9 protein-coding genes and 1 pseudogene are annotated in these 14,077 nt (G+C 40.8%); 5 read left to right on the top strand and 5 right to left on the bottom strand.

What is annotated here, in order from left to right; genetic code table 11:
- Positions 1-246 precede the first annotated feature (246 nt).
- The 3 genes and pseudogenes from L870_RS0108095 to L870_RS19590 all read left to right on the top strand — a co-directional run bounded on the left by L870_RS0108095 (position 247) and on the right by L870_RS19590 (position 3,348).
- Complete coding sequence (locus L870_RS0108095; RefSeq protein ID WP_028517714.1) at positions 247-1,737, top strand: nucleotide sugar dehydrogenase; 1,491 nt, start codon at positions 247-249, stop codon at positions 1,735-1,737.
- 3 nt (positions 1,738-1,740) lie between these two features.
- Positions 1,741-2,808, top strand: a pseudogene (locus L870_RS17105) (NAD-dependent epimerase/dehydratase family protein).
- A 363-nt stretch (positions 2,809-3,171) separates the two neighbouring features.
- Positions 3,172-3,348, top strand: a complete 177-nt coding sequence (locus tag L870_RS19590) for a hypothetical protein (RefSeq protein ID WP_167549425.1) — start codon at positions 3,172-3,174, stop codon at positions 3,346-3,348.
- A 97-nt stretch (positions 3,349-3,445) separates the two neighbouring features.
- Here L870_RS19590 and L870_RS18525 read toward each other — a convergent pair whose 3' ends face one another.
- The 5 genes from L870_RS18525 to L870_RS19730 form a co-directional block, all read right to left on the bottom strand.
- Positions 3,446-6,697, bottom strand: coding sequence for a S8 family peptidase (locus tag L870_RS18525; RefSeq protein ID WP_028517715.1), 3,252 nt, complete (start codon positions 6,695-6,697; stop codon positions 3,446-3,448).
- 249 nt (positions 6,698-6,946) lie between these two features.
- Positions 6,947-9,094 (bottom strand): leucine-rich repeat domain-containing protein, encoded by a 2,148-nt coding sequence (locus tag L870_RS0108115; protein ID WP_028517716.1) that lies wholly within the window; start codon positions 9,092-9,094, stop codon positions 6,947-6,949.
- A 388-nt stretch (positions 9,095-9,482) separates the two neighbouring features.
- The gene (locus L870_RS0108125) at positions 9,483-10,235 is read right to left on the bottom strand and encodes an alpha/beta hydrolase family protein (protein ID WP_037271651.1); all 753 of its coding nucleotides are present in this window, start codon (positions 10,233-10,235) and stop codon (positions 9,483-9,485) included.
- A gap of 147 nt (positions 10,236-10,382) precedes the next feature.
- On the bottom strand, positions 10,383-11,183 hold the full coding sequence (locus L870_RS0108130; RefSeq protein WP_028517719.1) for a 5-methylcytosine restriction system specificity protein McrC: 801 nt from the start codon (positions 11,181-11,183) through the stop codon (positions 10,383-10,385).
- A 15-nt stretch (positions 11,184-11,198) separates the two neighbouring features.
- Complete coding sequence (locus L870_RS19730; RefSeq protein WP_051411474.1) at positions 11,199-12,956, bottom strand: McrB family protein; 1,758 nt, start codon at positions 12,954-12,956, stop codon at positions 11,199-11,201.
- Between the two features lie 313 nt (positions 12,957-13,269).
- Between L870_RS19730 and L870_RS0108140 the strand changes: the two genes are divergently transcribed.
- Entirely contained in the window at positions 13,270-13,653 is a 384-nt protein-coding gene (locus tag L870_RS0108140; RefSeq protein WP_028517720.1) for a VOC family protein, read from the top strand.
- A 21-nt stretch (positions 13,654-13,674) separates the two neighbouring features.
- On the top strand, positions 13,675-14,070 hold the full coding sequence (locus L870_RS0108145) for a hypothetical protein (RefSeq protein ID WP_028517721.1): 396 nt from the start codon (positions 13,675-13,677) through the stop codon (positions 14,068-14,070).
- The last annotated feature ends 7 nt before the right edge of the window (positions 14,071-14,077 follow it).

Consider the following 14,077-nt stretch of genomic DNA (forward strand, 5'->3'; position numbering starts at 1 on the left):
TTGATTTTCATTCATATAGTGACGAGCATGCAATGATAGTGCCTTTGTGTAAAGCTGACAGAGTAAGAAATTGCAATGTCACTTATAATGACACTGCAACGCACAAAAGAGCTGTCAATTTCAACAAATTGCAATTATTCACAGCAAATCACTTGACATTGATAGCTTGCTAAGCTATAATATATTTAATACAATTTCAAGTGTGATGTCGCAATTTGTGACAATTGTATATCGGGAGGTTTAACTATGAAGCATTTATCTCTTAAGCTATTGGCTGAGACAGTTACAAGCAAAAGAAAGGCAATGGGTCTTTCACAGACTGCACTTTCTGAAAAAACAGGCATTAGTCGTACAATGTTTACCAGACTGGAACAGCAGAATTTCAGTCCTTCTGTTGATCAGCTATTGTGTCTTTCTGAGGTTCTTGATTTTGATTACAGAGACCTCTTTGAGGATGACACTGTTGAGATAAAGCCTGTGGAGCGTAAGAAGATCGCTGTAGCCGGAACAGGTTATGTTGGACTTTCTCTTGCAGTTCTTCTTTCACAGCATAACGATGTTACAGCTGTTGACATAGTTCCTGAAAAAGTAGAAAAGCTGAATAACTGGATATCTCCTATACAGGATGACTTCATTGAGCAGTACCTTGCAGAGCATGAAGAGCGTAAGCTTTCTCTCAAAGCTACAACAGACGGCGAATCAGCTTACAAGGACGCAGATTTTATTATCGTGGCTGCTCCTACAAACTATGATCCTAAGACTAACTATTTTGACTGTTCCGCTGTTGAGACTGTTCTGGAGCTTATCAAGAAGGTTACAGGCAAAAAGAAGAAAAAGCCGACTATAGTTATCAAGTCAACTATTCCTGTAGGCTATACAGCTCAGGTTCGTGAGAAGGTCGGCATGGATAATATCATATTCAGTCCTGAGTTCCTGCGCGAATCCAAGGCTCTTTATGATAACCTCTATCCTTCACGTATCATAGTAGGGTCAGATGAAGCCAACATGGAGGCTGCAAAGACTTTTGCTGATATGTTGCAGCAGGGGGCTATCAAGACAAACATTCCTGTTCTTTTCATGGCTACAACTGAGGCAGAAGCAGTAAAGCTTTTTGCTAATACATATCTTGCACTGCGTGTAAGCTACTTCAATGAGCTTGATACATATGCAGAAGTTAAGGGACTTAAAACTCAAAATATCATAAAGGGTATCTGCCTTGATCCACGTGTGGGCGACTACTATAATAACCCGTCATTCGGCTACGGTGGTTACTGTCTGCCAAAGGACACAAAGCAGCTTCTTGCAAACTACCAGAATGTACCTCAGAACATGATGTCTGCTATCGTTGAGTCCAATAGAACACGTAAGGACTTTATTGCTGACCGTGTACTTGAAATGGCTGAATATTACAGTTATGGAAGCAATAATGAATTTGATAGCAGTAAAGAGAAAAATGTTACTGTTGGCGTATATCGTCTGACTATGAAGAGCAATTCGGATAACTTCCGTCAGAGTTCTATTCAGGGCGTTATGAAGCGTATCAAGGCAAAGGGTGCAACTGTTATAATTTATGAGCCAACTCTTGAAAACGGAAGTACTTTCTTTGGCTCAACAGTAGTGAATGATTTGAAAAAATTCAAGAAGAAGTGCGGATGTATCATTGCAAACAGATATGATTCTGTTCTTGATGATGTTGAAGAAAAGGTTTATACAAGAGATCTGTTCAGAAGGGATTAAGATATTAGTAAAGAAAGAATCGACTTGAATAGCAAGAATATCCTTGTCACCGGCTCTCCCGGATTTATAGGGGCAAATCTGGTATTGAGACTGTTGAAAGAGATGAACAGCGGAACTGTAGTCAGCCTTGATAATATGAATGACTATTATGATCCGTCACTGAAAGAATATTGACTTTCTATAATCAAAGAAGCTGCTATTACTTCTCCTGTCAGACATATATTTGTTAAGGGAAATATAGCTGATAAAGCTCTGATTGACAGGCTTTTCGCTGAGTATAAATTTGATGTAGTGGTTAACTTAGCAGCACAGGCAGGTGTTCGTTATTCTATCGACCATCCTGATGTGTATATTGAGAGCAATATCATAGGTTTCTACAATATTCTGGAAGCGTGTCGTAATAATCCTGTGGAGCATCTTGTGTATGCATCAAGCTCTTCTGTATATGGCGGCAACAAGAAGGTTCCGTACAGCACTGAGGATAAGGTAGATAACCCTGTATCTCTTTATGCTGCAACCAAGAAGAGTAATGAGTTATTAGCACACAGCTATTCCAAGCTCTATAACATTCCATCAACCGGACTTCGTTTCTTTACAGTCTATGGCCCTGCCGGCAGACCTGATATGTTCTATTTCTCCGCAACAAATACATTAGCTAAAGGCGGAATAATAAAGATCTTTAACTACGGCAACTGCAAGCGTGACTTCACATATGTTGATGATATTGTTGAAGGTGTATTCAGAGTTATGCAGGGAGCCCCTGAGAAGCAGAACGGAGAAGACGGACTTCCGCTTCCGCCATACGCTGTGTATAACATCGGCGGAGGGACACCTGAAAACCTCATCGACTATATCAGCACTCTTCAGGAGGAGCTTGTGGACGCAGGTGTTCTTCCTGCTGACTATGACTTTGAAGGCCATAGAGAGCTTGTCGGAATGCAGCCGGGTGATGTACCTGTTACCTATGCTGACAGTAAAGGTCTTGAAAATGACTACGGATTCAGACCTACTATCGGTATCCGTGAGGGACTGAGAAAGTTCGCGCAGTGGTATGCGGAATACTATAAATAAACATACTGCCCACGTACTATGTTTTCAAATGGCATTTGTATCGCAGGTCACAGGTTCGAGTCTCGTCACAAACTTTAATATAATAACGAAGTGAAAGCACTTCCTCAATATGAGGGAGTGCTTTCTTTTTAACTGAATAAGTTTAGGAAAATATTAAAAACAGGTACTCAATAATGACTGTTAACGATAATTGTGCATATCAAACTATATATTGACAAATTTGTGGAAATATGATATAATAAATATACAATATAAAGTATATTCTATTTAGGGGTGATTTAAATGTTTATTGAATAATACATTATGATAATGCGTGTATCTCCGTTAATGGCAAATTCAAAGCTATAAGAAGGAGGATTCAATATGTGTGCAGCGGTTTTTGATTATAATGATAATGATTTTATAATGCCATTTGACAATAAAATGGGCATGGACTCTCAGGGGAATTTAATGAGGCGTTTAGATGAATATGTAGCTATGGATATGAATTCAGGTAAATTTCATTATACGTCGCCCTGGATTGAAGATAATAATAAATAATATGTATATATAAAAAAACAGGCAGATATCGCGGTATCTGCCTGTTTTTTAATTATACGGTTATTATCGTGAATTTAAATTTACGAATATTGACAAATCAATATATTTTTGTAAGATTTGATCCAATATGACCCAGGAAATCAAAGTTTACATAGCTTTGTCCTGTCACGGCGTCAGTACCATGAATGCACATACCTGTGTAATCAAGTTCGAGTACTGTTCCTTGGCTAATGGTTAAATATTCTCCGACATGGCCTTCGGTAACGATTCCACCATTTTCAACATTTTCTTCTAAAGTTAATGCTACAAGATAGCTGAAATTGCTTTTTACCTGATATGCACCTTCATAAAAATGCAGTGCCATTACATCTTCAATTCTTATTCTGTGATCCTGCGCATCAAAGTTTTTCTCATAACGAACCAATGCACTTGCGGGATCTCCGATAACTGTGCCTAAACCGATATCACTTGTGCCGGGAGTATTTCCCCAATCAAAGTAAGTATCCACATCAAATTTTTTATGATTGCTTTTATTTTGGTTTGGTCCTACAAAGTTAAAAGTTCCCATATTGTAAGGATCATTATACTGTGTAAGAAGTATACCGTCTTTGTTATATACAGCTTCGTGATGACCGTCCTTGGATATGAACTTTAAATTGAATTCGCCTTCCGGAGAAGCAGTTGTATCGTTCATATGATATAATGACTCTGTAACAGGAAGCAATTCCCAATTCTCCTGTTCAGCAAGAAGCTCTCTTAAAGTTGCAGGAGCACGGTTAAGATTATTTCTGAAGTAATGCATTTCCTTTGTTACTTTACCATAGCCTTGAACACATGATGCAAACTCATTGCAGAAAGCATTCCAGTTAGCGCCAGAAACATTATTCAAATTTGTGTAGTTTTTATAAGCATCATAGTCTGCCATCATTAATTCAGCTTTGAGCTTATAATACTCAGTTGTTTTTGCAGAGGAACCTATTTGATTTGCTGTTCTTTCATCTAAATTATTGAAATATGCTTGTGAACCAAACGGATAACTGTAATCTGTAGGTGGTATTGGTCTTGTTTCCTGAAAATTGCAGCCATAACGCTTACAGGTTCTTGTCTCTATGCCTTCTGTTGTAGCAGTAGCCGGCTTTGTAACTCGCCAGTCTTCAAAATCGTGACCTGTTTTATCGAGGATCTCTGTCTTTGTTATTTCTCCGCATTCTTTACACTTCAACTGCTTTTTACCTGTATTTGTGCAGGTAGGCTGAACAGTAGTTACCCATTCGTTAGTATGAGGTAATTTAGCGATAGTCTGAGTTTCAATATTATTACAGCCGTAGCGCTTGCATACTCTTGTCTTTGTACCTGTTTCTGCACAGGTAGCAGCCTTAGTAACTCTCCAGTCCTCGTAATCGTGACCTGTTTTATCAAGGATCTCTGTCTTTGATATATCTCCGCATACTGAACACTTATACTGCTTCTTACCTGTATTTGTGCAGGTAGGCTGAACTGTAGTTACCCACTTATAAGTATGAGCTAATTTAGCGATAGTCTGTGTTTCCTGATTATGACAGCCATATCTCTTGCAGGTTCTTGTCTTTGTGCCTGTTGCAGAGCAGGTAGCAGCCTTAGTAACTCTCCAGTCCTCATAGTCATGTCCGAGTTTGGTTATAGAAGATGTAGTTGAAACATATCCACACTTCGAGCATTTATATGACTTAGATCCTGCTGCTGTACAGGTAGGCTGTTTCGTTGTTACCCAACTGAGAGTATGGGCTGTTTTAGGAATAGTCTGTGATTCCTGATAGTTACAGCCGTAACGTTTACAAGCTCTGATTTTTGTACCTGTAGCCGAGCAGGTTGCAGCTTTTGTAACTCTCCAGTTCTCAAGATTATGTCCTGTTTTGCTGATGGTTTCTGTCTTGGATACACTTCCGCACTTCGAGCATTTGTATGACTTAGAGCCTGCTGCTGTACAGGTAGGCTGCTTTGTCGTTACCCAGCTGTAGCTGTGGGAAGTTTTAGGAATAGTCTGTGATTCCTGATAGTTACAGCCGTAACGTTTACAAGCTCTGATTTTTGTACCTGTAGCCGAGCAGGTTGCAGCCTTAGTAACTCTCCAGTTCTCAAGATTATGTCCTGTTTTGCTAATTGTTTCTGATTTGGATACACTTCCGCACTTTGAGCACTTATATGACTTTGTGCCTGTAGCTGTACAGGTAGGCTGCTTTGTTGTTACCCAGCTGTAGCTGTGTGAAGTTTTTGGAATAGTCTGTGATTCCTGATTATGACAGCCATAACGCATACAAGTTCTTGTTTTTAAACCGGTTGAAGTACAAGTAGCCTGCCTTGTTGTTCTCCAGCTTTCATAATTATGTCCAAGCTTTGCTATAGAAGATGTAGATGATACATATCCGCACTTCGAGCACTTATATGACTTAGAGCCTGATGCTGTACAGGTGGGCTGTCTTGTTGTTACCCATCTGTATGTGTGTTTGCATTTTGCGGCAGCATAAACAAGTTCATCTGCATTTTCTTCATTTGCTCTTGCAACAACAGCTTTATCATTCAGCTGAAATTGCGATCTTAATTCAGCTACATTGATATCGTCTGAATATTCAATAGTAACAGCCGCTTCTGCTGCGATAAGCTGAGCTGCTCCTGATGTACCTTCCTGGCTCTCAGCATATGTATCGACATTTTCGCCAAAGTTAGAGAAATCCAATATAAGTCCCTCAGCGTCTATAGAGCCAACAGAAATAACAGTGTTATATGCAGCAGGATACATTTCTTTTTCACAGTATGTATTTCCTGCTGAAGCAATAACAAAGACATTGTTTTTTTCAGCATATTCGACAGCATCCCAAAGCAGTGATGAATTACTTTCACCTGCAAAGCTCATAACGATAATGTCAGCATCGTTATCAACTGCCCATTTTATGCCGTTGCAGACATCGGAATATGTTCCTTTTCCTTCATCATCAAGCACCCTTACGTCCAGTATTCTGGCATCAGGTACTTCATTATTAAGGATACTCATCATTTGGTTGCCATGATCTGAACCTATTGTTTCATCATCAATAAATGAAACCTGCTTATAGGTATCATAATCGGTCACACCTGCATCAAGTAATGCGATCGTTGTTCCGCTTCCTGTCCCGATAAGTTCACATTCGCATTCAGGATTGCTGCTGTAACCATGAAAGCCAAGATGATTTTCCGCTGCTTCATCTGCATTGGAAATATTCAGGCTTTTCGCTTCCTTGCCGGAAGCTTGTGCTGCGAGTCCGGCTATGTTTGATGCAACGATAGTTAAAGACGACAACACAGAGATGGTTTTTTTGATCTTGTTTTTTAGCATAAATCGACCTCTTTCTTTAAAATTTTCTATTGTATAATACAATATGTAAATAATAACAAGAAAAAAACGAAATGTCAAGTATTTGTGATGAAAATGTGTGTTTTTTATGAAAATTAAACTATAGTTTTGTGCATTGTATTATTAATTTCTTCAGGATATTTTTTTTCTGACCTTGTATCGCTGTCTTACATAATACAAAATCCCCGGGATTAAACAATCCCGGGGATTTTATGTTCGGAGATGAAATGATCAAGTGTGGTTGTATATCCAGTTGCCTGTAACTAACTGAAGATCCGAAAAATCCATAACAGAGTAATTATAATTTGGATCTTTTCCCAGCTCATGTTCTACATTAGCAGGATGATCCCATCTCTGCGCATAGCATCTTCCGTCACTTGATCTGACATAGATAAATGTATTTTCAACAGGGATCCATTTATCTCCGAGTGTATTTACATCAAAGCCATTTCCTACAAGATTGCCGTTCTGGTCATACTTGAAGGAATAGCCGTTCTCCATGGTGATTATCCTGTAATCACAGACCATGCCTGACTCGGTATATGAATCAATTACCTTTGGCTGATCGAGTTTTTCTACACCTAAGAATGTTACGGCATGATGATGGTTGTCTATACGCATAGAACCCGGAACGGCTATTCCGTATTTTGTCAGCTTGGCATAGCCTTCGATGTTATCACTGTTCAGCTCTACCTTATGACTTCTGTAGCTGAAGTATCTCCAGTTTGTATGCAGATCATCAATTTTTGCTACAAAATCCTCAAATCCTTCTACGCCTTTTACTGTATGCGGAAGATCCATAAAACAGCTGTATCCTTCAGGAAGAATATCAGAGTAATTCATTTTGCCGCTTATGATCATATTCTGCGCTATAGAAATACCTGCACAGCTTCCGTTAGCATTACTGAATCCGGTTCCTATAATCGGCAGATAGTGCTTCTTGTATTCGTTGATGATCTTGGTGTAACCGTCTGTATTGTCATACTTTACATACGGAACATCGTTATATGTGACATTTGTATATGGGTTTGTATCTGATGTGCCGTATACTGCAAATTTCGGATCATTGTGCTTTACAGTTCCGAGACCGTCACGGCTGATAGTTACATTTCCTTCTACAACAGCAGCCTTTAAACTGCAGTCGTCAAATGCATAGTCATCAACATCAATATCGCCGCATAATACCACATAGCCGACAGAAGTATTACAGAATGATGCTCTGCCGATTTGAAGCTTCTGACCGTTTTCTCTTACAAACAGTGCGGGTGTATTAAGGTTTGTATCACCCCAGAATGCAAATGGACCGATATATTCGATAGTTTTAGGGAAATCCGACAGCTCCATATTCGGACAGCCTACAAATGCATGAGTCTCGATTTTCTGTGTATTCTGAAGATTGACTCTCTCAAGAGCAGAACATCCGCTGAAGGAATTCCTTCCGATATCATTCACATCAAGAGATGCAGTTTTTATAGCAGTATCTTTCTCAAAGCAATATCCTCCGATAGAAGCGGCTTTGATCTTTACATCGCTAAGGACATTGCATTCCGTAAAGCATTCATCGCCAATGGAGTTAGCTGTGATATCTATATTTGTAAGAAGGTGGCACCCTTTAAACGCATTTTTGCCGATCGTATCTGCTGTTGCACAAACTCGTTTCAGCTTTTTACAGCCTGAAAAAGCACTGTCTCCGATATTTTTGAATTTATAGTCATCCATATATACAAAGCCGGTGTTTTCAAATGCATTCGGACCAATATCACCTAACATAAGCTTTAATGTATAATTCTCCGAATCAACAAAGCTTAAACGATTAAGATTTTCGCATCCACGAAATGCAGCCTTTTTGAACGTTACTTCTTTTTCACCGAAACTTACATAGGAAAGATTTTTACAGCCCTCGAAAGCGCTTTCACCTATCTCGGCGATCTGACTTCCTCCATCGAGACCTTTAGCGTACAGAGTAGGCTCTCCGTATCTATTATAATAGGTCGCATTAATCCCATTTATGCCGTAAAACATCACGTTAATAATATTTGTCTGATCCTTGAATGCATTATCTGCAACAGAAATGACCTTTTTGCCGCCAAGACTCTTTGGTATCCTTATAGTCGTACCTGCTCTGTTTGTCTCACAGCCTACTATGATAGAGCCACGGCTGGTGATCTGATAATTGAGCGTATATTTTTCAAGTTCATCGTAGTAATGCCAGTTGCCTCTTGCACAGTTTCCTGATTGTTTTACATTGCTGCTCTCAGCTGCCGATGTTGATATGGGCTTGACGCTGAGATCTTTGAGTACAGGTGCTGAACTGAGTGGTGTACATACTGCTGCTATAGCGATAATTGCTGCAGCAGTTCGTCTGATAGAATTTTTCATAATCATTATTCTCCTTATCATGGTAATTATATTATTAGCTGTTGCAGTGTGCACTCCTGCAAGTCAGCTTAAATGCTTTGGCTTTAGTCAATTACAGGGTGCTCTCGTTTTTCGTGAGCATATGCATATTATATCTCCCGTTGAAAACGAAATCAACTGAAATCAGGTAAGTTGCATTTCGCAGATGGTAAGTTGCTTTTTTTTATGGGTAAGTTGCAGAGAAGGGGGAGAATTATACCTGACGGACATATTATCATCAACATCAAAACAAAACTGACTCTGATTGAATTGCAAAGTCTGTTCATTGCCTGATTTAATACGCCATAGAGGGGGGATTAAAAAAATAGGGCAGTCGTAATGACTGCCTTTTTTGTTATATTTCATTTTTTCAGCTCTTTGAAGCTTCTCTCCTGAAAAAAGAGCATATGGCATCAGCAAGCTCGTCAAGATGACCGATAAAACCGTGATCTGCACCGTGTATCGGGATAAGCTCTGCATCGTTATAAAGCTTTTCAGCTTTTTCGGCGTAGGAAAAAGGAACGATATCATCTTCGTCTCCGTGTACTATCAGAACTTTCTTTTTGAACCTTGCAATAGAATCCTCAACATGGATAGTCTGGGCTGTACGGATATAATCTCCCGATATCTCCCAGCTTTCGCTTGCTAACTTTTCGGGAATATGCTCCTGATCGAAGCTGTTTCCGAGCACTATACCGTTCCTTGCATTTTCGGGTATCATCCATGCAGGTGATAACGGGATTATAGCCTTGAAGTCATCTGCACACATAGCACCGATCAGCATAGTAAGCAGTCCTCCCTGTGAATGACCGCACATATAAAGCTCTGTCACAAAGTCCAGCTTTTTTGCGTATTCGACAACCGCAAGCGCATTGGTCACCCATTTGTACAGAGTATGCTCTCTGAATATACCGTCACTTTTTCCGTGACCGTACATTTCCACGCGCAGGACTGATATACCTGCTTCATTCATTGCTTTCTGAGCCGCAGTTATATGATCCTCCTCCATATGTCCTGTAAATCCGTGAACAAGTATGCAAAGCGGACCTTTTACAGTTTCATCCGGACGGTCAAGCTTAGCATGAATGCGTATTCCGTCATTGTTTATATAAAACTCTTTCATAGTTATCATCTCCGTTCGGTATTGTGTTTTCATAAATTATATCAAACGCTGTGTATTTTGTCAATACGGGCGATTGACAGAAAAAGTCCTCACAGTTGTGAGGACTTATCTTTATCCCGGTATTTAAAAAATATCCGATTTGCTTCCTTATGACATTTTATAAAACTGTGCACAGGATATATATTTCCCGGAAAAAGCAGTGCCCTCATTTTTGTCAAAAAGCATCTTGCAGATATTCAGAACGGTGCTGTATTTTTTTGTATTCCTTGTGTTTATGCACTTGCTGAATTCTGCGGGGACATTATAGGGCATACGTACTTCGTCAAGGTATGACAATGCTTCTTTCAGAAGATGTGAGCTGTGAGCATTGTCGGTTATTTTTATGAGCTTTGATGCAGCAGCTTTAATGATGCGGTTTTCGGCGCGGTCGGGAGTAAAAATGTCATGCCGCACGTATATACGCTCTCTGTGAACAAGATTTCGGCGGATATTTTCGGCAAACAGGATAGTACCGTGTACCGAGGTCATATTCTCCTCGCGGCTTGCGTAGGCGGAGAGAACGCCGCTTTTGATTATCTTCATTGTCTCGCCTGCAAAAACGGAGATAAAGAACTCCATGAAATTCGTGTCCGGGGCGATAGCTGACGGTCTGAATGAATGACCGCATCGCTTGCAGAATTCGGCACAGAGCTTCTCTCTTGCGGCGTTGTCGTTTTTGCTGTTCGGCAGTATCTCAACGAGAGTTCCGTCAGTGAGACGGGCAAATCCGCAGTAAGAGCCTGCCATGAAATACTTTACACCCTTTTGCTGGCGGACGGTGACAGCTTTTCTGCCGTCAGCTGCGCAGACCTCTGCGAATTCACCGAGCATTTCCGAAAGCTCGCCGTTTTCTCTGGAAAAGTCTGCGATCTTTTCATTGGCTGTTACGCAAATATGTCTGGTGTACATTATATTCTCCGTTCATCAGGAAACATCACTGTATATGTTTATGAAGTGCTCTTTTTCCCAGTTCATCGGGTCGCCGAGACGGTAAAGCTTCTGTCCCGAATCAAAATGCTTGATATACTTCGGAGCGATACACTCTATGAAGGTGTTCTCATCGTTAAGTATGAGCCTTATCCTTTCATAGTCATCGAAGAAATACTCCTGAAGCAGAGGTATTATCTTGGTCGCAAAAACATCTCTCAGCTCGTCAAGGGTCTTGATGCAGCCGTTTTTGTTCATAAAATAAGCATGACCTATAGCGTGTTCGCGGTCGTAGTAATACTCTATGCGCTCATTCAGTGCGGTGAGCAGCTCGCAAAGGTCAACGCCGTCGCAGTCCCCGAGCAGTGAAGGCAGAGGCATCATCTCTGTGAAGTCAAATCGCCTTCTGAGGGCTGTATCGAGCATTGCTATAGAACGGTCGGCTGTATTCATCGTACCGAGTATATACAGATTTGCAGGGACATTGAACTCGGTCTGTGAATAGGGAAGTATTACGGAAGTACCGCGTTTCGATTCTTCGATGAGGGTTATGAGTTCACCGAATATCCTTGAGATGTTACCGCGGTTGATCTCGTCTATAATTGCAACGAAGTTCATATGCGGACTTTTTGCCGCCTTCTCGCACAGCGACTTGAAGACGCCGTTATACGGACGATAAATTACTGTGGTATCAGCGTGGGCGATATTTGTGTCGTTGCCGTATTTGTCAACTACAACGGGGCGGATACCCTCGACAAATTCTTCATAGCTGAAGGACTGGTGGAATGTAGTGAACTTTATCTGACCTGCCGAGGCATATTTATCATACCTTTCCTTTATTGCGGAATATGGCTCGCCGTCAGCGATCTTTGCGCCCTCGATAAGCTCTACGGCATACTTTACTACATTGTAGGTCTTTCCTGTTCCGGGAGGGCCGTAAAGTATCTGGTTGAGAGAGGCGTTGGATTTTTTGCGCTGACGCACCTTGCCTTTTCCTTCAGGCTCGGCAGGCTTGTTCTTTTCATAGATCAGCTCCCATGATACGATATCGAAAACACGCATATTCTGGAATTTGAAAATAGAATTGCGGAAATCCAGTATCTTCCGACAGTTGGTGATATACTGCGATATATCGTCTATAGCGCACACTCCGATATCTATTGACCTGAAAACTATGGAATCGGTAACGCTTTCGTCAAGGATAGGGAATGTAAACGGCTTCAGGCAGTGAAGGATCCTCGATACGGCAAATACGGGAAGTCCCGAATTCTTGATCTGGGAATTGAGCATCTGCTGAGCCGTATCAAATAGCTTGCCGTCGTTTTCCAGACCTGAAAGATTGATGCACATCTTGAAAAAGAACTGGATAGATTCGGCGTTTTTAGCTACAGGAAGATCCTTGAACGAGACAGGCGCTGTAAGGAAATCCATTTCAAGCTTTTCGATGACGTGACCGAATAACATTCGTGAGCCCTTGCTCCATATCTTTTCCAGCTTTTTTTCAAGGAGCAGCTTGTCGTTGTGGAGCAGGTGACTTTTCTGGATATAATACTTCAGCTCTTTTTTATCGTTTTTCCATAATCCGAGGGACAGATAGTACATCAGTTCAAGGTCATTGCAGTCGATGAGTGCGATCTTTCTCACCTTTGCGTAAAACTCCATCGCCTCATGTACAGAGCGGTATGTTCCGTCAAATTCATTGGGCAGGATCTCATTTTTATGTTTGAGTTTGTCAATAATAATCTCTTTATCCATTTTATCTGACTACCTTTCCAATAATATCCTACAATAATTGTACCATGATAACAAACAGATGTCAACACTGATATAAATTTTTACACATCATTCACAAAGAAAAGCCGTTTTTATTGCTTAATCAATTGATTTGACTATATAATATTCATCAAGCTTATATTGAAATTTACTGTATATTGTTGTATAATGATATCAATATACTGGGTAATGCAGCCTTTTGCCTTTAGCTGTTAGCTATTAGCCAATGTGTCGCCTTCGTCTAATGCCTAATGGCTGTATTATTAACTGTGAAACAGCAGGAAATGGAGGAAAAATGCGGATAGAACATATTGCAGTGTTTGTGAAGGATCTTGAAGCTGCCCGTGAATTCTTCACGAAATATCTCGGCGGACATTCAAACAGCGGCTATCACAATAAAACTACGGATTTCAGATCATACTTCATCACCTTTGATGACGGGGCAAGGCTTGAACTGATGCACAAGCCGCAGGTGAAGGATACGGATAAGGCGGCTGAACACACAGGTTATTCCCATATTGCTTTCAGTGTGGGCAGCAGTGAAAAAGTCGATGAACTCACTGAGCGGCTGCGCTCGGCAGGCTACGAAGTAAAAAGCGGTCCGCGCACGACCGGTGACGGATATTATGAGAGCTGTATCGCTGTGATCGAAGGAAATCTTATCGAAATAACTGTCTGAGCTTATATGGAGGAAGAAATAATGAAACGCGAATTGGGTATAGCAAGATGCGGACTTGCTTGTTGTCTCTGCTCTGAAAATGTGGAATGTAAAGGCTGCAAGCGTGACGGCTTTAAAGAGCTTTCATGGTGCAAGGACGCAGAATGGTGCGAGAACAGAAAATGCGGCATGGCAAAGGGCATCAGCGGCTGCTATGAGTGTGAGCCTGTAAGCTGCCGTAAAGGTCTGTACGCCGAAAAGATCAAGGCAAGAGCTTTTGCGGAGTTTGCAAGAAGATACGGTGTTGAGGAACTTCTTGACTGCCTTGAACGCAACGAGAAAGCAGGGATAGTCTATCATCGTGAGGGCATTATGGGCGATTATGATGAGTTTGACGACATTGAAAAGCTCATGGACTTTATAAGAAACGGAAATTGATTTTGCA

Origin of the sequence: Ruminococcus flavefaciens ATCC 19208 (assembly GCF_000518765.1) — a bacterium.
In the GTDB taxonomy this organism is placed as follows: Bacteria; Bacillota; Clostridia; order Oscillospirales; family Ruminococcaceae; genus Ruminococcus; species Ruminococcus flavefaciens.